The 20,898-nt window shown below is 56.1% G+C and carries 17 protein-coding genes; 6 read left to right on the forward strand and 11 right to left on the reverse strand.

Translation table 11 applies throughout. The features are described 5' to 3' along the window. From RE6C_RS08375 to RE6C_RS08400, 6 genes are all read right to left on the reverse strand, one after another. Nucleotides 1-341, reverse strand: a 341-nt coding sequence (locus RE6C_RS08375) for a thiaminase II/PqqC family protein (protein WP_201766874.1), incomplete at its 3' end; no start/stop codon positions are given. Continuing rightward, on the reverse strand, nucleotides 331-969 hold the full coding sequence (locus RE6C_RS08380) for a TenA family protein (protein ID WP_144054703.1): 639 nt from the start codon (nucleotides 967-969) through the stop codon (nucleotides 331-333). The genes RE6C_RS08375 and RE6C_RS08380, both read right to left, overlap by 11 nt. A gap of 64 nt (nucleotides 970-1,033) precedes the next feature. After that, nucleotides 1,034-1,345 carry a cupin domain-containing protein gene (locus RE6C_RS08385; protein ID WP_236618035.1) on the reverse strand — a complete coding sequence of 104 codons (312 nt, stop codon included), beginning with the start codon at nucleotides 1,343-1,345 and terminating at the stop codon, nucleotides 1,034-1,036. Continuing rightward, the gene (locus tag RE6C_RS08390) at nucleotides 1,345-2,148 is read right to left on the reverse strand and encodes a YwiC-like family protein (RefSeq protein WP_008655599.1); all 804 of its coding nucleotides are present in this window, start codon (nucleotides 2,146-2,148) and stop codon (nucleotides 1,345-1,347) included. Before RE6C_RS08390 ends, RE6C_RS08385 begins: the two co-directional genes overlap by 1 nt. A gap of 62 nt (nucleotides 2,149-2,210) precedes the next feature. Continuing rightward, nucleotides 2,211-3,692 carry a protoporphyrinogen oxidase gene (gene hemG, locus RE6C_RS08395; protein ID WP_081605597.1) on the reverse strand — a complete coding sequence of 494 codons (1,482 nt, stop codon included), beginning with the start codon at nucleotides 3,690-3,692 and terminating at the stop codon, nucleotides 2,211-2,213. Beyond that, nucleotides 3,662-4,798, reverse strand: a complete 1,137-nt coding sequence (locus RE6C_RS08400) for a radical SAM protein (protein WP_008655604.1) — start codon at nucleotides 4,796-4,798, stop codon at nucleotides 3,662-3,664. Before RE6C_RS08400 ends, hemG begins: the two co-directional genes overlap by 31 nt. Before the next feature lie 300 nt (nucleotides 4,799-5,098). On the opposite strand from RE6C_RS08400, the gene RE6C_RS32430 reads away from it, so the two are divergent. Continuing rightward, nucleotides 5,099-5,248: a hypothetical protein gene (locus tag RE6C_RS32430; RefSeq protein WP_173401780.1), complete on the forward strand. Its 150-nt coding sequence runs from the start codon at nucleotides 5,099-5,101 to the stop codon at nucleotides 5,246-5,248. Here RE6C_RS32430 and RE6C_RS30080 read toward each other — a convergent pair. The 3 genes from RE6C_RS30080 to RE6C_RS29445 form a co-directional block, all read right to left on the reverse strand. After that, nucleotides 5,205-5,747, reverse strand: a complete 543-nt coding sequence (locus tag RE6C_RS30080; protein WP_315852346.1) for a DUF3987 domain-containing protein — start codon at nucleotides 5,745-5,747, stop codon at nucleotides 5,205-5,207. The genes RE6C_RS32430 and RE6C_RS30080 overlap by 44 nt on opposite strands. Before the next feature lie 95 nt (nucleotides 5,748-5,842). Continuing rightward, nucleotides 5,843-6,445, reverse strand: a complete 603-nt coding sequence (locus RE6C_RS08415; RefSeq protein ID WP_081605599.1) for a PDDEXK-like endonuclease domain-containing protein — start codon at nucleotides 6,443-6,445, stop codon at nucleotides 5,843-5,845. A gap of 142 nt (nucleotides 6,446-6,587) precedes the next feature. Continuing rightward, entirely contained in the window at nucleotides 6,588-6,944 is a 357-nt protein-coding gene (locus RE6C_RS29445) for a hypothetical protein (protein ID WP_008655609.1), read from the reverse strand. 743 nt (nucleotides 6,945-7,687) lie between these two features. Here RE6C_RS29445 and RE6C_RS08425 point away from each other — a divergent pair. Both RE6C_RS08425 and RE6C_RS08430 read left to right on the forward strand, forming a co-directional pair. After that, nucleotides 7,688-8,581: a rhomboid family intramembrane serine protease gene (locus RE6C_RS08425; protein ID WP_039961597.1), complete on the forward strand. Its 894-nt coding sequence runs from the start codon at nucleotides 7,688-7,690 to the stop codon at nucleotides 8,579-8,581. Nucleotides 8,582-8,785: 204 nt separating this feature from the next. Further along, the gene (locus tag RE6C_RS08430; RefSeq protein WP_008655613.1) at nucleotides 8,786-10,132 is read left to right on the forward strand and encodes a hypothetical protein; all 1,347 of its coding nucleotides are present in this window, start codon (nucleotides 8,786-8,788) and stop codon (nucleotides 10,130-10,132) included. Between the two features lie 791 nt (nucleotides 10,133-10,923). Here the strand turns inward: RE6C_RS08430 and fdhA are convergent. Then, a complete protein-coding gene (fdhA, locus tag RE6C_RS08440) occupies nucleotides 10,924-12,132 on the reverse strand; it encodes a formaldehyde dehydrogenase, glutathione-independent (protein WP_039961599.1) in 1,209 nt (402 codons plus the stop codon). Nucleotides 12,133-12,585: 453 nt separating this feature from the next. Between fdhA and RE6C_RS08445 the strand changes: the two genes are divergently transcribed. Next, the gene (locus RE6C_RS08445) at nucleotides 12,586-13,461 is read left to right on the forward strand and encodes an alpha/beta hydrolase family protein (protein WP_039961615.1); all 876 of its coding nucleotides are present in this window, start codon (nucleotides 12,586-12,588) and stop codon (nucleotides 13,459-13,461) included. Further along, nucleotides 13,458-15,461, forward strand: a complete 2,004-nt coding sequence (locus RE6C_RS08450; protein WP_008655623.1) for a redoxin family protein — start codon at nucleotides 13,458-13,460, stop codon at nucleotides 15,459-15,461. Before RE6C_RS08445 ends, RE6C_RS08450 begins: the two co-directional genes overlap by 4 nt. Before the next feature lie 291 nt (nucleotides 15,462-15,752). Here RE6C_RS08450 and RE6C_RS08460 read toward each other — a convergent pair whose 3' ends face one another. Beyond that, on the reverse strand, nucleotides 15,753-15,956 hold the full coding sequence (locus tag RE6C_RS08460; protein WP_008655626.1) for a sulfatase-like hydrolase/transferase: 204 nt from the start codon (nucleotides 15,954-15,956) through the stop codon (nucleotides 15,753-15,755). A 142-nt stretch (nucleotides 15,957-16,098) separates the two neighbouring features. Here RE6C_RS08460 and RE6C_RS08465 point away from each other — a divergent pair, with 142 nt between their 5' ends. Then, on the forward strand, nucleotides 16,099-20,856 hold the full coding sequence (locus RE6C_RS08465; RefSeq protein ID WP_008655627.1) for a sulfatase-like hydrolase/transferase: 4,758 nt from the start codon (nucleotides 16,099-16,101) through the stop codon (nucleotides 20,854-20,856). Nucleotides 20,857-20,898 lie beyond the last annotated feature (42 nt).

Raw genomic sequence — 20,898 nt, forward strand, 5'->3', positions numbered from 1 at the left:
AGCGTTTCGGCATAGGGCTGCACATGGCTCAGGTCAATGCTGAGGGACTCCGCGTAAGCAGCGTGCAGCTTCAATTCGTCCAGGACGCCACCGATGAAACCATGAAACGCCTTCGCATGATCCGTGCTCTCGGTTTTCGCCAATGCCAACGAGTAGGCTTTCGCAAAAGAGTTGAGGAAGAAAGCGTCCTGGGCAATATAACGACGAAAGGAATCTTGGCTGAGGGTTCCATCACCCAGGCCACGCACAAAGGGGTGATGCAAGCAACGGTCGATCAAGTCCGAGTTCTCATCCCAGAGCATTTGGTGCAGACACGATGGCACGCCGGATTCATCCTTCATAGGTCATCGTCCAGAAATCACGTTCGTGGCAAAGCACCGTGTTGAATTCGTCCTGCTGACCTTTCAGAGGATGGTCCACGCAAGCTTGGTGAAGCTCGGCAACGTATTGCAAGAAAAGGTCATTGGACCAACGCCGAATGTATTCTTCGTACGGACCGGAAGCTTCCAGCCGACTCCATCCCGACAAATAGGCCGCTTCGACACCAAACAGGATTGCCAAGTGAATTGCCGGCGGCTTCGTGTAGGCGGACGCGATCAAGTAATCGACGTATCGCTGACAGGTCGGGTGGTGTGGCGTCTCGAGATCCAGCGAACGTTCGCTAGCCAGTTTTTCAAACCATTGCAACTCGGCTTCCATCGCGACCAGTCCATCAATCAACACCTTCTGCGCCGATCGCGGAGCCTTCCCCGCGGCGATGGCTTGGAACGTTGTCAAACCTTTCGCGAAGAGATAGTCCTGCACCAGCCAACGCTCAAACGCTTCCGTTGGCAAGGTTCCGTCGCGTATCGCGTCGAGGAACTTGGCACGGGTTCCTTCTTCCCACAAACGTCCGGCACTTCTGACGAAGGAGCCATTCTCGATCGTTTCCAGTGAGGCAGATTCGGTGTGGATTGCTTTGGTATTCAAGTTCGATGCTTTGACGAAAAAGGGCTGCTTTCGATGTGCCGCTTCGAGAATTTTCGAGGGCGAGCTACTTTGCCATCGTGACAAGCATGACAGATGCTTCGATCGCCGTCAGGGCGTGCAATTCGCCGGGTTCCAGGTGAAGCAGCTTGCCGGTCGTCATGTGGTGCGTCTCGCCTTTGGCGGTGAAGTCGACGGCACCACTGACGCACTGAACGGCGATCTCCTTCGGAGCTTTGTGTTCAGGGATCGTCTTACCGACCGGTAAGACCAAACGCATGATTTTGAAGGAATCGTTTTGAAGCAGCAGGCTAGGTTTGGGCTCCGCATCGGGGTCGATCTGTAGCAAGTCGATCATTTCGGTTGCGTTCGTGTTCATCAGTTGGTCCACGGGGTAAGGGTGTAAGTCATCCAAGCGGCCGACGCGATCGTTCCGACGACCAATGTCCAACCGACACGTTTGAGTTGTTGGGCGGGTGGCGGGTCGAACATCAGATACCAAGACATCGCCAACATCGGCAGTGTTGCAATTGGTAAGCGAAAGCTGACGGCTGTTAGCCCGGCGACCAGTCCTGACAGTCCCGCCATCATGGTCCAGTGCACCCATCGCGACTGTCGTTTCTGTGCCGCGATGACTCCGCGAACTGCCATCGTTGTCGCGGCAAATCCGATCAACCAAGTCGCCCAGGCCTCGTTGGTGGTCGATACTGCGAAACCACCCGCGAGCATGATCGGCACGCACGCAACGGATAGACCAACGACGCCAAAGAGCTGCCCGCCGAGTGTTTTGTGCTTGCCTGCGATGGCCAACGTAAAGCTGGCGACGGCAAGAATGCCACATCCAGCCAACGACCATCGAACGGCGTTAGACCCCATCGCGATGGCGATGATTCCGCAAGCGAGTGTGACGAACAATAGAATCGTGAGTCGCCGAGATGCCGCCGGCATCGTGCGTTGGGCTCGCGAACCACGATGACCGAGCGTGACCAGCAACGGTTCGTGAGCGAGGAAGCCAGTCACGGCGGCAACGGCCACGCATAGGCCAACGACGGTTGGACCGGCGATCAGCAACGCCGTCAGGATCGGGATGCCCAGGATCGCGTACGCTCCGTGTTCCTTCGGTTTCAGCTTGGCCGATGAGGCAGCTTGCGTTGTCGATCGGTGAATGGTGGCGGTGCTCATAGATTGTGTTTGAGAATTGGACGTAAAGTCGCGAGAGGCGGGGAGCCGCAGAGGAGAAGATATCAACGCAGGGAGATGAGTTCAGGGTTCTCTGCGTCCTCGCGTCTCTCCGCCTTCGCGTCAACTTCTTTCAGTCCCGCGAGAACTCTGGCCGCCGCCTTCTGTCCGCTGTCGATGCAGCCGGGCACACCCACGCCGGAAAGTGAACTGCCAGCGAGGGCCAGCGTGTGATGATGTTCAAGCTGTTCATTGATTTCGGCGATGCGTTGTTTATGACCGACGTGGTACTGCGGCATCGCGTGCGTTTGGCGTGTGATGTGACGCAGGATCGGTTCGCCTTCGATGTTCATTAATTTGGCAAGTTCCCAGTGGGCCAATTCGATCAACTGCTGGTCGGGCATTCGCAGCAAACCCGGTTGCATCGCGCCGCCGATAAACACTCGCATCAAGACCGTCCCCTCCGGTGCACGACCGTCGTACTTCTCGCTTGAGAAGCTGCAAGACAGGATCATGTGGTTCTCAATATGCGGGACGACAAACCCGAACGAGTCAATCGCGGTCTTGATCTGGTCACGTCGGAACGCCAACGAAACGACGGCACAACTGGCATATTGGATGTTGCTCAGACGCCGGGCCATTTTCGTGTCGACGCGTCGAAGCATCGCACCGGCGTGATTGGCCGGCGAAGCAACGATGACGGCATCGGCATGAGATGTCTGTCCGTCTTCGGTGCGAATCAGCCAGCCGTCGTCATCTTTAGACAAGTCGCTGACTCGCGAATTCAGACGCACATTGTCCGTCGGTAGGTTGTCGCCTAACGCGTCAATCAATCGTGACATTCCGCCTCGCAGCGTCATGAATTGACTGTATCTCGCACCGCCGCGATTTTCGGAGCTGTGCTTCTTTTTGCGACGCCCCGCCATCATGCCGCGAATCAAACTGCCATGATCGCGTTCCATGTCAAGAAATCTGGGCATCGTCGCCGCGACGCTCAACCGGGTTGGGTCGGCCGTGTAGATGCCGCCGACCAAGGGTTGCACCAACCGCTCGAACATTTCAGTGCCGAACCGGCGACAAATGAACGATCGCAGCGATTCATCATCGGTTTGCTTTTTCCGAGGCACGAAGACTTCCATCCCTGAACGCAGCTTCCCCATCGGCGACAGGATCTTCGTGGCAAGGATCGGCCACAACCGCGACGGAGCCATCACCATGAACCCCGGCGGGATCGGTTCCAGCTTGCCGCGACTGACCACCATCGCTCCGCCACCGCCCGAGTTGGTTTGAATCAGTTCGTTGCCAAGACCAAGATCCTTGCAAAGGTCGATCGCGGTCGGTGAGGTGGTGATGAAGTTATCGGCCGCACCCTCGATCAAGAACCCGTCTTTGCGAGTCGTCTTGATCACGCCGCCAAGCCGGTCGCCCGATTCGTGCAGCGTCACGTCGAGCGACGGATCAAGTTTGAGGAGCTGATGGGCCGCGGCGAGTCCGGAGATACCACCGCCGATGACGGCTACGCGGTGGGGACGAGCGAAGGAGGGCATGGTGGAGATCCATGGAAGGCGGGAGGGATGTAGTTGCAGTCGGGTTCTTCGGCCATCGGGTTGCCGGTCACGCCGAACGCTCGGGCGCGTGAACCGCCGCAGACGTTTCGGAATTCGCAGACACCACATTTGCCTTCCAGTTGATCGCTGTCGCGAAGCATCCGGAAAGTCGGCGATTTCTGATAAACATCCACGATGTTTTGCTGAGGAAAGTCGCCGCAATGAATTGGCAAGAACCCGGTGGGAAAGATTTCGCCGGTGTGGCTAACGAACATCACACCTTTGCCGTCGTTCACACCAGCGGGAATGAAGCCACGCGGAGCGGCATCAGTTTGTTTGGTCGTGTTTTGAATCACGTATCGGCGGTAGTGCGGCGCTTCGGTTGTTTTGACCATGAACGGCTGCAACTGGGCTTGAGCGTGCAGGCGAGCAAACGCGTCCTCGCATTCGTCCGCGTTCAAGCGTTCCATCTCGGTCGCACGCCCGACCGGGATCAGAAAGAACACCGACCACAAAGCAATGTCGAGTTCACCAAACCGCTCGCCCATCGTTTCAATTTGATCAACATTGGCCGGCGTCAGCGTTGTGTTGATCTGCGTTTGCACACCCAGCTCACGAGCGATCTGCAGCACGTTCATGCTGTGATCAAAGCTGCCCGCGACGCCTCGGTTGGCGTCGTGCGTGGCCGCGTCCGCGCCGTCGACGCTGATCGCCATCCGCGAAATGCCCGCGTCGCGAAGCCGCCGAATGGAGTCACGGTTCACCAGCGGCGTCGCGCTCGGTGTGATCGAAACGTCGATGCCCGAATCAACCGCGTACTCGATCAGCTCATAAATATCGTCGCGCTTGAGCGGATCGCCGCCGGTCAAAATCAACATCGGCGGATCGGGAAATTCACCGAGTTGATCAATCAATCGTTTTGACTGCGTGGTATCCAACTCATTCGGATCACGTCGTTTCTGAGCACATGCTCGGCAGTGCAAACACACCAAGTCGCACGCCCGCGTCAGCTCGTAGAACACCAGCATCGGGCTGTGGACAAACGATTTGCGAGACCTCACGTGAGGCGGCCGAGTCGCAGTGTTGTGTTGAGGTCGAGCGATCATGTCGCGATTCCAAGGATGAATGAAACTCGTTCAATCATCTTATCGCAATATGCACTACTGGGTATAGAATAGATCGCAGCAGGAATGCTGCGGCGAAATGTCACGCGACTCGCTTTGATCGTCTGTATGCTTGCGATGCACACAAGCGTCACAGGATGGTTCGATTTTTTGTCCGTTTTATCGCTGTAGGTTGACCACAGGCGACCATCGGTTCTGCGCGGCTTAAGCGTGTACCGCCACGAGACGAACACGCCAATTGTCACAGTGCTTGGCCGAACCAAAGCAAAAGATCCGGACGAGATGGCTGAGATCGCCAAAGCCTGGAACAAGCTCGCCGAAGCCATCCCGAGAAAGCTATTTCCAACCATTCTTCGCCGCGTTCTTTGGCATCACGCGGACCAAGAGATCACGAATCACTTGGTGGCCGATGCCGCGGAACGGCTATCGTAGCTGACCCACCATGACTCTTGATCCACTCGGCAAGACGGCTGGCGTTTCGGTTTTCAGGACCTTCGCGTTGGTCGTCTAGTTTCGCGAAGTTCAAAGTGGCGTAGATCCGTTCTGTCTCACTGGCGAACCATCTCGAGAGTTCAATTCCGTTTTCGATACTCTTGCGACGGACTGGTCCGTCTGATCGGCACCCATTTTCACCGCAGGCGGCACGAACAAGGTGATCAACCAACGCAAATCTCATCGCGTACCCTTCGAATTTCGCCCACGCAGCGGCAAGTGCTTCGCCATGCTGAATCGTTTCCGCCCCGTGTGAGTCAACGAATTCGGCGAATCGCTTTTTGGCTAAGCGGCTCATCTTCAGGACGATTGGCTGAGGTGCACTGTCAACGATTTGGTGTTCCAGTTCTTTCAGCTGGACAACGACCGGCAGCACGGAAGTCACTTGTCCGCACTGCGGCGAACTGCTGACGATGCAGGTCGATAATCCGATGGGCACCTACTCGTTGGTGTCTTGCGAGTGCGATGGGGAATTCGATGTCGACCTGGCGGAAAACACTGTGCGTTGGACGCCTTGATTGCAGTCTCGCCAGATCAGCTGGAGACCGCGATTTTGTGTCCGGTTCGTATGAGACTGCCGTTTTCGAGGTCTGCGTTCAGGCGACACTCGATTCGAGAGCGAATCTTCTGGCCGGTTCTTCTGAATCCGAGTTCTCGTGATGTTTGACGAACCAAATCGTCGACTGTCATCGCTCCGGCCTGAGTCAAGACGTAGGTCGCCGCCAAATGAATGGCGTCGTCGGGGACTTCGTCGATCGAGTCGAACGACAGCTTTGCACGCCGTTGTTGATCGTCTTCTTTCTGGATGAATGTCGGTTCTAAATCCTCCTCGACATCGTCTTGAGAATCTTGTTTGGCATTGATTGGGGAAAGAAGCGACTTTTCGTAAGCCTCCAAAATGCGTTCGATTTGGCGATCTGGATTCCGCACCCAATCCGTCGACCATACGCGGATGATGGTCCAACCAAGGCTTTCGAGAATTGTTTGCCGAATTCGATCGCGGTCGCGCGCTGTGTGAGACGAATGGTAAGTCGCACCATCACATTCAATTGCCAAGCAGAATTGCCCAGGTCGGTCGGGATGCTTCAGGGCAAGATCAATCCGGAACCCTAGCGGGGTAGCTTGACGATCAGTCATCGAAAGCCAACTGAAGACAGACCCTGTTATTTCCAGGGTTTTCTTCTGTTGGCTTTTTTTCGTGACGCCGTTAGTCCGCTGTTGTTCTGCACGAGCGGTGGTGGATCGTGTGGTGCGATCGTGTGAGAGTTTCGGCGTGTCTCTAGACGCGGTAGGCAACCTTGCCACTGGTCGCGATTTTGAAGTAGCCGGTCTTTTGCAATGCCTTGATCATTGCGTCCACCTCCGGCTGGGAAATTCCGCCTGAATGCTGAAACATCGCTTTGATGGATCTCACGACCGACTCGCGTTTCTTCGGTGAAAGTTTCATCAGGCGTGGTTTGACGTACTCAATTCTTTCCGCACGTGACATCGACTTGGCATCCATGACTTTTGCGGATGGCGTGACGGCAGGATCCGGAGACGGGCTCGGTTTGGTGAGCTGACGGAGGGCTTCATATTCTTGGGCGGTCATCTCGACCATGACGTTGCCAGTCGATGTCGTACCTACTTTGTTCATGGCCTGCTTTGCTAGTTGGTCGAGTTCAAGGAAGCGACAGACAATGGCAGAATCCTCGACGCAGCAAAGGTGATTTCTGCGTTGAGTCGAGCTTGCCTGTGTTGAGCCGGCGTCGCACGACGATCCATTTATCGCGATACTGACCCTGGCGAATGGTTGTGTCCCGTGAACGGGCTTGTTCCGCTAGCGGACCGCAATCGTTTGGGTAACAAAAAGTTACCGTCCGGATGCTGAGGACGAGCTTGCTTTCAGCGAACCGCAATCCACAGATTGGTGAAAGTCGAAGAGTCTGACGTTTGTGACGGTTACTCCACCCAGGGAGGCCCGCGGACATGGTTCTGTCAAGGTTCCTGGGGGGGCAAGATCGACTGCGGCAAAACGGGCACACGCGTTTGACGGCTCTGTCTGGATGGTTGGCACTGATACGTGAAATCATACGGCGGATGAAAAGCGAATCGGGCTGTGCCTAGGAGAATCAGTCTCAACGTCGGTGTGATTGAAATCGCCAAACGGAATGACCTCGTGTCGTTCGGTGCTCGACTGAGGCCGACGGCGACCAAGGGGCCGGGTAATTGACTTGCGGCGACGCGTTTCGTCAGTTCGCCCGGGAGGTGCGAGGACTCTCTGTCCGAACCGCTTGCTTTGTGCCAGGGGTGTCGCCTAGTTTGGCTTCATCCAATTTCTGTCGACCAAGCCAACGCCACGCCAATAGCAAGGTGATTGGCGACATTTCCAGCCATGCTATGACTGAAAGACGACTGGAACCCGAAATCGTTTTTCGTTCGCCTTCGCACCGCGACTGCATGGATGCTCGTTTGGTTCTGGAATCGGTGGGAATCTCAAGCGAGATGGTGCAACAATCCGGGGATTGGTGCTTGGTCGTGCCCGAAGCTCAAGTTGGAGCCGCTTTCGCTGAGTTGCAGTCGTATCGCAACGATCGTCTCGCCGAGATCAAGCAGTCGCTGCCATCGAAGGTCATCGTGTTCGGTGGTTCGATTGCGGGTGTGATTTACTACGCCATTTTCATTGTCTCGGTCGCCGTTCTGGCGGATACGTCTGCCTACGGGATCGACTGGAAAGCGGTCGGTCAGATGAACGCGGGCGATGTGATGAATGGTGAGTGGTGGCGAACAATCACTGCGCTGACGTTACACGCAGATGCCGGGCACTTGCTTTCAAATTTGGTCTTTGGTGGTGTCTTCGGCGTGTTGGCGGGTCGTCTTCTAGGTGGCGGATTGGCTTGGCTAGCAATTGTCTTGGCCGGTGCACTGGGGAACTTGATGAACGCCGTGATTCGGGACGCGGTGCACACTTCGATCGGCGCATCGACCGCGGTCTTCGCCGCGTTGGGGATCCTGGTCGCGCACGCGATGCACCCTCGATACAAAACATCGACGAAGGCATTGGTTCGCTGGAGTCCCTTGATCGGCGGCGTCCTGTTGTTGTCGTTCATGGGGCTGGAAGGCGAACGGACTGATGTCTTGGCACACGTCACCGGCTTCGTCGCTGGGACGCTGTTTGGCTGGATCGGATGCCGCTTGCCGGAGGCTTGGCTTGCCAGCAGTTCGTTCCAAATGGTCGCTGGCGTGATCACCGGCGCAATCGTGATTGGCGCTTGGGTGCTCGGAGCACCGTGATCTCCCTTTTTGAATTCATTCGCTGAGTTCAATCTCTTGGCTTTGGGAACACCTGCCGAGTTCACGCCCGGGCATCGTTCACGTGGAAGCGTTTACAGTGTATTCTATACAGATAGGTGCACTTAATTGGCGTGGCGAAAACCGGTGGTACTGGGTCGCGCGTCAATCAAACCGTGCCGAGGTTCTGCGAACCCTGAACGAGACATGACCCGAAATCAATCACATGACGTTGGCGAGTTCATGACGAATCATCCATCGATAAAATGCCTGGTGGCGATGGCTTTGACATTGAGATGGTCGCTGTCGATTGGCGTCCTTTCCGCAGTGTCAGCGCAAGGGTTAATGGACATCGAGGAGCCGCCGTTTTCCTACTCGGATACGGTCGAGGACAATCGCGTCAGCCGGTTGATTGCGAAGATCCAGTCCAAAGAAGTGCGTCTCGATTACAGCAAGCCACGCGGGCACTTGGAATCGCTCCTGCAGGCATTGGACATCCCGGTTTCATCGCAAACACTGGTGTTTTCCAAAACGAGCATGCAGGTACAGCATATTTCGCGTTCCAACCCGAGAGCCATCTACTTCAACGACGACACTTACGTTGGTTGGGTGCGAGGCAGCTCGTTGGTCGAAGTCTCAACCGCCGATTCGAAGTTGGGAGCGGCGTTCTATACCGTCGACATGAAACCCTGGCGAGCGAAGATGACGCGGTCAGACTATGACTGTTTGGGTTGCCATGCCACATCGATGACGGGCGGGTTGCCGGGGCATATGATGCGCAGTGTTTCGCCGTTTCACGACGGCGGGATCAATGCCCAGTTCCCCTCGCACGTGACCAGTGATTCCAGTCCCTTTAAGGAGCGTTGGGGCGGTTGGTACGTGACCGGCAACCATGGTTCCATGCAGCACATGGGCAACGCCTTCTTGCGAGGCAACGCGTTGGATCTGCGTCGCAGCGGCAATGTCATGGACTTGGAAGATCGCTTTGACACTTCTGGGTACTTGATGCCGACCAGTGACATTGCGGCGTTGATGGTGCTGGGGCATCAAACCAGTGTTCACAACGTTTTCGTCAAAGCGGACTTCACCGTCCGAAAGCTCGAGTACGATCGTGCACAGCGTCTGGCGAAGGGGCTGAGCGTCAGCGAAGCAGACGAGGCTGACCTGTCAATGCAAAACACCCACGCCGCACGCCAAGTGTTGAAGGCAATCTTGTTCTGCGACGAGGAACCGTTGCAGTCACCAATCGACAGTGCGGGAGAGTTTGTGCATGAGTTCGAGGCACGCGGGCCGATTGATTCGAAGGGGCGATCCCTTCGGCAGTTTGATCTGCAAACCAGGTTGTTCAAATACCCGTGCAGTTTTCTTGTCTACACCGAAGCCTTTGACGCCCTCCAGCCAATCCTGAAAACAGAAATCATGTCTCAACTGCGAGCGATCCTGACTGGCGAGACCGTGCCCGACGACTACTCGCATCTGAATGCAACAACGCGAGCCGAGTTGCATGAGATATTGAGCGAAACCCTAGCCGGCTATCGAGCCGGGCAGGACTAAATCGCTTCAGAATTCACTGCACGACGCAGCGATGCATGCATGCTCCTGCTGCATCCAGCTCTCGACAGTTGAGCCGTTTGCATGTTGGTCAGTGTTCTCTCCAAAAGAACCGCAGCAAACGCCAAAGGGATCACTTGATGTCGTTCGGCATGAGCATGCTCGCCATCGAAGCCACGCCCACGTCGGTTGAATTGCCGAGTGTTTCAAGCTCCGATTCAAATTCGGCTTGAAGCTAATATCCGCAACTTGGACAAGCAAGAGTGCCCATCCTACATGCATGAAAACGTCGTTGACGACTCAGTCGACAAGCCGCAGCGGGAGGGGGCGGAAAGCGAGCGTTCAGCGGCAATTCCGGCGAGGGTAGAACGCGCCGTTTCCCGTGCCCGGCCCCCTCCCTCGCGTACGCCTGAACGGCGTCGCTCGACCTCCCCCAAAACTTCGTTTCGGGAGAGGTTCTCAAATGCTGAAACCCGCTAAAACGCGGCCTCGATAGACTGCGCGACCTCTACGCCTGAACGGAGTCGGTGTACCAATCCCCAAAACTTCGTTTCGCGATAGGTACATCGAGTGTAAATCTGCAGAAAAGCGGAGTGAAAAAACTGCACAACCTCTCAACGCAGAAAGGGCGAATGCAATTGCTGCATCCGCCCTCTGACGCGTCGATTGAATGCCGCGCTCCTTAGCAACGCGTGAACAACAAGTCACGATGTTAGCGGTGTGGCGCAAGCCGCCCGGTGAGGAACCGGAGGGCTCGCGCCCTTCCGCTACATCACTTGTTGTTAACGTGGTTCTTAGCTGGAAGCAGCCAGGACGCCGTGCGGGTCGAGCACGAATTTTTTGGCGGCTCCTTGATCAAAGTCGGCGTAGCCTTGAGGGGCATCTTCCAGCGAGATCACCGTTGCGTTGACCGCTTTGGCAATTTGGCAACGATCATGCAGAATCGCCATCATCAGGCCTCGGTTGTACTTCATCACGGGGCACTGGCCGGTGGTGAAGTGCAGCGATTTGGCCCAGCCCAAACCGATGCGGAGCGATAGATTGCCGGTTCGGGCTGCTTCGTCGACTCCGCCCGGATCATCGGTCACGTACAAGCCGGGAATGCCGACGCCGCCTCCGACTCGGGTCACTTCCATGACTTGGTTAAGCACCGTCGCGGGTTTCTCGACACCTGATTCGCCGCCATGACCGCGGGCTTCGAAGCCAACACAGTCAACGGCACAGTCGACTTCGCGGGATCCCAAGATTTGTTCGATCATGTCTGGCAAAGAAGCCTCGGTTTTGAGGTCAACCGTCTCGCAACCGAACGAGCGGGCTTGCGCGAGCCGTTCCTCAACCATGTCGCCAACGATCACCACCGCTGCACCGAGCAACTGAGCAGCGTGAGCACATGCAAGTCCGACGGGGCCGGCTCCTGCGACATACACGGTGCTGCCGGTGGTCACGCCCGCGGTGTACGCGCCGTGGTACCCAGTTGGGAAAATGTCCGACAACATGGTCAAGTCGCGAATTTTCGCGAGAGCTTGGTCGCGATCAGGGAACGCGAGCAGGTTCCAATCGGCGTAGGGAACCATCACGTACCGAGATTGGCCGCCGATCCAGCCGCCCATGTCGACGTAACCATAAGCTGCGCCGGGGCGGTCGGGGTTCACGTTTTCGCAAACGCCAGTGTCGCCTTCTTTGCAGCAGCGGCATCGACCGCACGCGATGTTGAACGGCACGCTGCAGATGTCACCCTTCTTGATGAACTCCACGTCGCGGCCGGCTTCCACAACCTCGCCAGTGATCTCGTGCCCAAGCACCATGCCGGCCGGGGCTGTCGTGCGTCCGCGAACCATGTGTTGGTCGGAGCCGCAAATGTTGGTGGAGATGACCTTCAAGATCACTCCATGATGGCACTGCCGAGTTTTTCCTCGATAGCTGAGTTCCAATTTGGGATCGTCGATCGACTGAACGTCGACCTTTCCATCGCCAAGGTACACAACACCTTTGTTATCTGACATCGAAACACGCCTCGTGGGGAATGAAGGAGCGAGCGGGAGAGAAGACAACCTTGGTGACGCCGACGGGAAGATCAACGTCACTAAGCCGAGAGGCAGTCTATCAGATGGAATCGTGGCAATGGGCGGCAGCGACCGATGTCGTTGCAAGGTTGATCGATTGTCAAAGCACCCGAGCACCTCACCAAGTGGCTGCGCCGATGGTCTCTTCATTTGAGTCACGGATAGCGTGCGGCTTCGTGCGCTGTTGATTCGCGTGAATCGTAGCGGCAAAGTTGTCTCTAGATTAAGAACAGGTTCCTTCTTAGCTGCCGTCGCCACGCCGGTCCTCTCGTGCAGATATAATTGGCCAGTTCGCCCGTTCGACGATTCTTCCGTCTTGTGAAACTCGCCCGAGGTTGCTGGGTTCCAAGCGTCGTCGTTCCATCTAAACAGACCGTCGAATTCGGAGTTCCGATGCGATCTTTGATTCCCGCTTTTGTCGTCTCGCTCACGTTGACAAACTTCGTTTCAGCAGGCGAGGTGACGATTACCCCCGATGTGGTTTACGGCCACAAATTTGGATTGGCGAAGACCTTTGATGTTTTCCGACCAACCGAAAACAGCAATGGTGCGGCGGTATTGTTCATGGTCAGCGGCGGCTGGTACTCCGCTTGGACGCCGCCCGAGGAAACAAAGTCGATGTTCCGCCCGCTGACGGAGAAAGGGTTCACCGTTTTCGCGGTTCGCCACGGCAGCAGTCCCAAGTTTTCGATCGCCGAAGCGGTGGCTGATGTCCGCCAAAGCGTGCGGTTCATTCGCAATCATGCCGACCAGTTTTCGATCGATCCCGATCGCATTGGCGTCTTCGGGATGAGTGCCGGAGGACATTTGTCACTGATGCTTGGAACAGCTTCCGACGAAGGGGACCCGGAGGCCACTGATCCTGTCGCTCAAACCAGCAATCGTGTGCAGGCTGTTGTCGCTTACGTGGCGCCGACTGATTTGCAAGTCATGGCGAAAGACTCGCCCGATCGATTGCCAGTTTATGATCGTTTTCCCGCACTCGAAATTGACCAAGCCATTGCGGCAAAGGATTCGCCTCTGCGGTATGTCACACTCGATGATGCCCCGACACTATTGCTTGCTGGCGGGAAAGACGAACTTGTACCGATCTTTCACAGTCGCAATATTCAAGCCGCGTTCGAAAGAGAAGGTGTGACCAGTCGCCTGATCGAGTTTCCCGAAGCCGGTCACGGGTTTGACGGTGAGGACGCGGCAAAAGCAACCAAGGCGATGGTCGCTTGGTTCGAGGCACATCTCACGGAAGGTTCGTCAGAGGAATCCAAATGACAATCAATTTAAATCCGATTGCCCTCGTCGCCCTGGGGCTGATTGCAATCAGCGGTTTGTCAGCCGCTGATGCTTCCGATTCCGAGGTCCGCCAGGGGCCGGTCGCAATCAAAGCAGGTGAAGTCGGCATCGGCAGCATGATCCCGGATCTTTCGTTCACGGCGATCGACGGAACGCAGCTTCGTTTGAGTGAATTCGCCGAAGCTCCCGTCACCGTGGTCGCGATGACTGGAACGGGGTGCCCGTTGTGCTTGAAATACTCGCCGACACTGGCTGCGATCGAGCAAGAGTACAAGGACCGCGGCGTTCGTTTCCTATTCATCAACCCGAACAAGTCCGAAGACTTGGAACGGCTTCACAACGCCGTCCTGGTTCATGCTTTTCGTGGGCCCTATGTTCGCGATGATGATCGGGCGATTTCGCGAACGCTCGGTGTTAAAACAACGACGGAAGTGTTCGTTTTGGATCGCTCGCGAACGTTGGTTTATCGCGGAGCAGTCGATGATCAGTATGGGTTCGGCTATGCCCTGGAAACTCCACGACAAACGTTCCTGAGGGATGCCATCGAATCGGTTCTGGACGGTGCGATTCCCCGAATCAGCGCGACGACTTCCCCCGGATGTGAGTTGTTGATGCAGGAGGATCCGACGATCGCCGAGGCAACCGAGATCACCTACCACCGTCAAATCGCAAGAATCATCAATCGAAATTGTGTTGAGTGCCATCGCGACACCGGGATCGCGCCGATCCCTCTGGAAACGTACGAACAGGTCCAGGATTACGCGGGGATGATCCGTAGCGTCGTCGATCGAGGTGTTATGCCACCTTGGTTCGCGGCACCGGTGGAAGCCAACGCGCTGGCGGGTGACCCACCAGTCCAGCACTGGGCCAATGAGCGTCGATTGTCGGCAACCGAAAAGGCAAAATTGTTCGCCTGGATCGACGCGGACACACCCGAAGGTGATCCCGACGACGCTCCGATCGCCCAGCAATTCGCCGACGGTTGGTTGATTGGAAAACCGGATGCGGTGTTTGAATTTGCCAAACCCGTTCCAATTCAAGCGACCGGCGTGATGCCATACAAGAACATCACCGTGGAGACGAACTTCGAGGAGGGCAAGTGGGTGAGGGCAATCGAGGTTCGGCCCGGAAACCGAAGCGTCGTGCATCACGTGATTGTTTCGCTCCAATCTGACGAGGTTGACGAGCGATCGGGGTACTGGGGCGTTTACGTTCCTGGCAACAGCGTGCTTGACTATCCGGAGGGTTACGCAAAGTGGTTGCCGGCCGGGGCGAAGCTGCGATTCCAAATGCACTACACACCCAACGGAACCGCCACCGAAGATAGCACTCGTGTCGGAATCATCTTTTCAAAACAACCACCGAAGCATGAAGTGAAAGTGGCCGGTATCGTCAATCCACGCTTCACGATTCCTGCGGGCGCAAGCGATCACGCGGTCACGGCAAAACTCAATGTCCCCGACAACGTTGAAGTTCTCGGATTCCTGCCACACATGCACCTGCGAGGCAAGGCAGCACGGTACGAATTGATTCGTGATGGCAAGACCGAGACATTGCTTGACGTTCCTCATTACGACTTCAATTGGCAGTTGCTCTACCGATTGGCCCAGCCCCGCGCGATGCACCCTGGCGATACGATTCGCTACACGTCTTGGTATGACAACAGTGCGGGCAATCCGGCCAACCCTGATCCCACACGCGATGTTCGCTGGGGTGAGCAGACCTACGACGAAATGCATCTTGGATATGTTGAATACGTCGTCATGGAGCAAACGGTGAAGGCAAAGCCGGAATCGAGCAACGGCAACTCTCAGGCAAGGCTCTTTCGTCGGCTCGATGTGGACGGGGACGGGTTCATCACGCGGGCGGAAGTCCGCGAACGGATGCCAGGCGAGAAGTCAGCCGCCACCACGACTTTTGACCGACTCGACCGTAACCAAGACAACAAGGTTGATCGCGAAGAACTATCGCGACTTTAGAACGGTCGATACGTCTCCGTAATCAAATCACGCCTCGTTCATGAGGTCGTGCTTTTTGGGTTCACACTCCGTTTGGAATGCAACGCGTTGAAACCAATCGATTCGCCTCTGAGTAACGGCTTGAGAATGGATGCCATCACCAAGCGGGTTGGATTCATCGCCCGCCAGATTGGTTCGCGTCGGAAACCAGTCCAAGACGTGGATGGGTGTTGAATCGAACACGCCGGCTAAGACAACTTCCCGCAATCGCACGATGCAGGGAACACGGATACCGCCTTCGCAGAAGGAAACCTATCTCTTACGAAGCGGAGCGTTGCCTTCGGTTGTTTCCGGTGAATCGGTGGAAAGGTCATACTTGTGCATGACATCGCCGTTGTCATTCAAGAAGACCACCATCGTATTCTCGGCAGGTGACAGCTCGTCGAGCTTTCCAATCAGCCGGCCAGTCGACTTATCGCGATGCTTGATGGTGGCCAGATAGGTTGCGTTGTGCATTCCTTCCGGTGGAGCTCCTTGATCACGGAGCCCTGACTGGCTTTCTCAGTGATCGGTCGGCTGTGGTGACTCGATGGGAGTCGGGTTGTGCTAGAATGCTCTCGAAGCCGCCCCTTTGTTTTTCAAGAAAGCGAGTTAATGCATGCATTTTAGCTATCGGTCGTTGTTCACGGCTCTTTTTTGTTTCGCGGTCCTGGCGAGTGACGCGTTTTCTCAGGATCGTCCGAATGTCATCGTTGTTCTGGCGGATGACTTGGGCTATTCGGATCTCGGTTGCTACGGCGGTGAGATCAGCACGCCTCACATCGACGAGCTGGCCGCGGACGGCGTCAAGCTGACTCAAGTTTACAACTCCGCACGTTGCTGCCCCAGCCGCGCCTCCCTCATGACCGGTTTGTATCCGACTCAAGCCGGGATTGGCGATTTCACGACAAGTGAACCAAGTCAGACTCGAGGGCCAGGGTACCTGGGTCGGCTTCGCGATGACTGCGTGACAATGGCCGAAGTGCTGAAGCCGGAAGGGTATGGTTGCTACTACGTCGGGAAGTGGCACCTGCATCCGAAAACCGGACCTATCGAGCGTGGCTTTGACGAGTTTTATGGCTACACCAACGGTCATTCGCACGACCAATACGACGCCGATTACTACATCCGGTTGCCCGAGGGACGCTCGAAAGAAATCGAACCACCGGCGGATCAGTTTTATGCGACCGATGTGTTCAACGATTACGCCATTGAATTCATTCGCCAAGGGCAATCCACCGATCAGCCATGGTTTCTATTTCTAGGACATTCTTCGCCGCACTTTCCCGTGCAAGCACCTGCTGAACGAGCAGACAAGTATGAGTCGATTTATTCACGCGGATGGGACGTGCTGCGAGAGGAACGGTTCCAAAGAATGCGGCAGCTTGGTTTGGTAGACGGCAAGCAATGGACTTTGCCACCGAGAGAGATTGTTCCTGTTGATCGGGATGACATCGCGAATGGATTTGCTGGAGAACAGAATCCAGCGTGGGATTCGTTGGAATCCGATCGGCAAAAAGATCTTGCTCGTCGGATGTCCGTTTTCGCAGCGATGGTGGAATGCGTCGATCACGGTGTCGGCCGAATCGTTGATCACCTGAAGCAGACCGGAGACTTTGACAACACACTGATTCTCTTTCTCAGCGACAACGGTGCTTGTTACGAGTGGGGACCGTTCGGGTTCGACGGCGTCTCGAGACGTGGCGAAACGATTTTGCGAACTGGTGAGCAAGTGCGGGACATCGGCGGACGTGGGACTCATCAATCGTATGGGAGTGCTTGGGCCAATCTTGGTAACACACCGTTTCGAATGTACAAGCACTTCACGCATGAGGGCGGCATTAGCACGCCGTTCATCGCTCATTGGCCGAAGGGCATCGGCAAACGGGACGATTGGGTTCGCGAACCTGCACACATGATGGATGTTTTGCCCACGGTGTTGGAGGCGGCCGGAGGCGAATATCCATCCAGTTTCGCGGGCCATTCAATCCAACCGTTGGAAGGAAAAAGCTTGCTGCCCGTGATGCGTGGCGAATCATCGCCACCTCGCGAAATTGGGTTTGACCACCAAGCGGCTCATGCGTTTCGCGATGGAGATTGGAAGATCGTCTATTCGAAACGAATGCCCAAGAAACTGTCGTGGGAACTTTACAATCTCGCGGAAGATCGTTGTGAGCTCAACAATCTTGCTGACCAGCATTCGCAGCGATTGGCGTCGATGGTCTCCCGATGGGAAGCGTGGGCTAAACGAGTCGGTGTGACTTGGGAGCCCTACGCCGGTACCGAAAAAGCAACGTCCGCGACCAAGGAGGCTGAATCGCCGCTGATTGCGAATCGAAGGCTGACGGTGTTCGCTGACGTTGAAGCGGACAATCCGAGCGGCGTTGCGATGGCTCAAGGTGGCATCCAACATGGCTACGCTTTGCATTTCGTCGATGGCAAACCGGCGTTCGATGTTCGGGTGGATGGAAAAGTCAAACGATTGATGGGCTCGTCCATTGTTCACAGACGAGTTCGATTGACCGCAACCCTGTCAGCGGAACGTATGACGCTGACCATCAACGATGGCGAACCGATCTCGATGAGTTCACCCGGATTGATTCCCGCACAGCCGGTCGACGGTCTGAGCATTGGATTTGATGAACGGACTGCTGCCGGAGATTACTCCTCACCCAATCGTTTTTCGGGCAGGGTACTGCACTACGATGTCGAGGCAACACGACCGGAGGTCACAAAGTCTGCCAGGAAGAACAGCGGAACTTCCAGCGACACCAAGAACAAGCCCAATTTTGTGTTTGTGCTCACCGATGACATCAGCCCGGATGACTTGAGCGTCTATGGCAACACATTCGTTCCAACTCCAAATCTCGAACGCCTCGCTGCCAGAGGTCTCGTTTTCGACAACGCCTATCTGACGATCAGTTCGTGTTCGCCAAGTCGTTGTTCAATGATCACAGGTCGCTATCCGCACAACACGGGAGCGCCTGAGTTGCACACGACTTTGCCGGAGACGCAACGGACGTTTGTTCAATCGTTGCGGGAAGCGGGATACCACACGGTGATCTCCGGAAAAAACCACATGGCCAAACCCGATGCGTTGGGTTTTGATGTGAGCACAGATAGCAAACCGGCCGGCAGTGAGCGTTGGGTGGCGCATCTTCGTGACCGGCCAACGGACCAGCCGTTTTTCTGCTGGTTTGCATCGCACGACGCTCACTCTCCATTCACGCCAAACGAAGACGCTCCGAAGTTCGACGCCCAATCGACTGGCGTGCCACCGATGTTGTTTGACGGTGAAGGCACACGCGGCCAATTGGCTGGGTACTACCACGAGGTCGCACGCACCGACTACGCCGTCGGGCAAGTGGTGGAAGAACTGAAACGCCAGAAGATTCTGGACAACACGTACATCATCTATTGCAGCGACAACGGCCGGCCGTTTCCGCGCTGCAAGACGTACTTGTACGACAGCGGAATCAAAACTCCATTGATCATCTCGGGGCCAAACGTTGCGACTGGGCGGACGAATTCAATCGTCAGTTCAATCGACTTCGCACCCACAATCCTGGAACTTGCCGGCGTTGCGTGTCCGGAAACGGTGCAAGGAGTCAGTGCCGTGGACGTCCTTGGCGATCCGAATGCAGTCACTCGCGAGGTCGCGTTTGCAGAGCGAAATTGGCACGTGTTTCAAAACCACGAGCGGGCTGTTCGAGCCGGAGATTGGCTTTACATCTGGAATGCTTGGCCGGAACGGCACAACTTGTCGGGCGAAAGTGCGTCGTACAGCTTCGCTGCCGCACGTGAACTGTGGGAGGCCGCCGAAGTGGGCAAGCTCACCGAAGCTCAAGCATTACTGACACAAAAGCCTCAGCCGGTCGAGATGCTATTCCACGTGGAGAAAGATCCAAATCAGTTTGTCAATTTGGCTGCAATGCCGGAACACCAAACAACGCTACAACAACTGCGCACGTTGCTGGACCAGTGGAAGGAAGAAACTGGCGACAGTGTTCCCAGGCATCCGACCGTTGATCGCCAATCGTTGCATGCCTCCGGCGCGAGCGGAGGAATGAAGCGAGGTGAATACCCAGGAGCTGATAACAACTGCACGGCGATCAATGCGGCCGGTCCGATCATGCTGCAGGACGATGCGTCGACTTTGTCTGCGAACTTGTCGAAGCCAGAAACATCAGACATGAAAGCTTCCATGGCCGCCGACACTGAGACACAGGAAGCCGCGATAGATGAGAGCAAGGCGGACCAGTTCCCTGACTCGGCCTTTGTCGAGGTGCCAACGGATCGCATTCCAGAACCGGTCATGGATCCGGAGACCATTCGAGCGGGATTGCAGTCTCACGACCGCGCACTGTTCATCAAAGCTGGCTGGATTCGCGATCCGTACATCACATCAGGACCCGCCGGATATTTCTATCTCACCGGAACCCAACCGAACGAAGGTGAACCGCGAGAACAAACGAATCCCTACAACATCGGTCTGGGTGACCAGAGCATTGTGGGAAGTCAGGTGCGTGCCTATCGCAGCAAGGATCTCGTCGAGTGGGAATCGCTCGGCGCGATCTTCGATACCGGCGACACTTGGAAGGCAAAGCAGGGACGCAAGACTGCGAAAGACAGGATTTGGGCGCCCGAGGTTCATTGGATGCCGAAACTTGGAAATAGGGGACGTTGGGCGTTGGTGCATTGCCCGAAACAGCACTCCAGTTTTGTGCTTTCAAAGGACGAGAGACTCTCGGGACCTTGGACGCATCCGATGAAAGGCAAGATGGGACCTCGTCACGATCCATCGCTGTTCACCAACGACGATGGAACGGTTTGGATGTTGTGGCAGAACACATCTGTAGCTCCCCTAACGAAGGACCTTTCGGGTTACGCCGCCGAACCCACTCGCATTGATCCCTCGGGGACTCGCCCGGGGCCGGATGGAGAACCCATCCGTCGAATCGGTCACGAGGGTGCCACGATGATCAAAGTCGGTGGCAAATACGTTCATCTCGGAACAGCGTGGTCGACTGACCAGGGCCGCAAAGGTTCCTACAACCTGTACTACAGCGTGGCTGACGAAATCACCGGTCCTTACGGACCTCGGAAATTCGCAGGCCGTTTTCTGGGACACGGGACTCCCTTTCAAACCCAAGATGGCAAGTGGTGGTGCACCGCATTCTTCAACGCCAATGTGCCTCCTGTTCAGCGGGACGGCATCGAAGATCGCGACCTCGGCGACAACGCTCAAACCATCAACGAGCAAGGAGTCACGATCGTCCCGCTGGATGTGCGAATGACGGACGATGGCGAAGTTCTGATCCGAGCCAAAGATCCGGCGTATGCGAACCCGGGGCCAGACGAGTCTCAGAGGTTCTGATCGGCGATTGACCGGTGATCCTCTGAAATTCGAAAACGAAAG

The organism is Rhodopirellula europaea 6C, from assembly GCF_000338295.1.
GTDB classification, from domain to species: Bacteria; Planctomycetota; Planctomycetia; order Pirellulales; family Pirellulaceae; genus Rhodopirellula; species Rhodopirellula europaea.

Bases quoted from the DNA above. Each gene is read 5' to 3' on its own strand.
- RE6C_RS08385 (WP_236618035.1), bottom strand. From the start codon at position 1,345: ATGAACACGAACGCAACCGAAATGATCGACTTGCTACAGATCGACCCC.
- RE6C_RS08390 (WP_008655599.1), bottom strand. From the start codon at position 2,148: ATGAGCACCGCCACCATTCACCGATCGACAACGCAAGCTGCCTCATCG.
- hemG (WP_081605597.1), bottom strand. From the start codon at position 3,692: ATGCCCTCCTTCGCTCGTCCCCACCGCGTAGCCGTCATCGGCGGTGGT.
- RE6C_RS08400 (WP_008655604.1), bottom strand. From the start codon at position 4,798: ATGATCGCTCGACCTCAACACAACACTGCGACTCGGCCGCCTCACGTG.
- RE6C_RS32430 (WP_173401780.1), top strand. From the start codon at position 5,099: ATGGCTGAGATCGCCAAAGCCTGGAACAAGCTCGCCGAAGCCATCCCG.
- RE6C_RS08415 (WP_081605599.1), bottom strand. From the start codon at position 6,445: ATGACTGATCGTCAAGCTACCCCGCTAGGGTTCCGGATTGATCTTGCC.
- RE6C_RS29445 (WP_008655609.1), bottom strand. From the start codon at position 6,944: ATGAACAAAGTAGGTACGACATCGACTGGCAACGTCATGGTCGAGATG.
- RE6C_RS08425 (WP_039961597.1), top strand. From the start codon at position 7,688: ATGACTGAAAGACGACTGGAACCCGAAATCGTTTTTCGTTCGCCTTCG.
- RE6C_RS08430 (WP_008655613.1), top strand. From the start codon at position 8,786: ATGACCCGAAATCAATCACATGACGTTGGCGAGTTCATGACGAATCAT.
- fdhA (WP_039961599.1), bottom strand. From the start codon at position 12,132: ATGTCAGATAACAAAGGTGTTGTGTACCTTGGCGATGGAAAGGTCGAC.
- RE6C_RS08445 (WP_039961615.1), top strand. From the start codon at position 12,586: ATGCGATCTTTGATTCCCGCTTTTGTCGTCTCGCTCACGTTGACAAAC.
- RE6C_RS08450 (WP_008655623.1), top strand. From the start codon at position 13,458: ATGACAATCAATTTAAATCCGATTGCCCTCGTCGCCCTGGGGCTGATT.
- RE6C_RS08460 (WP_008655626.1), bottom strand. From the start codon at position 15,956: ATGCACAACGCAACCTATCTGGCCACCATCAAGCATCGCGATAAGTCG.
- RE6C_RS08465 (WP_008655627.1), top strand. From the start codon at position 16,099: ATGCATTTTAGCTATCGGTCGTTGTTCACGGCTCTTTTTTGTTTCGCG.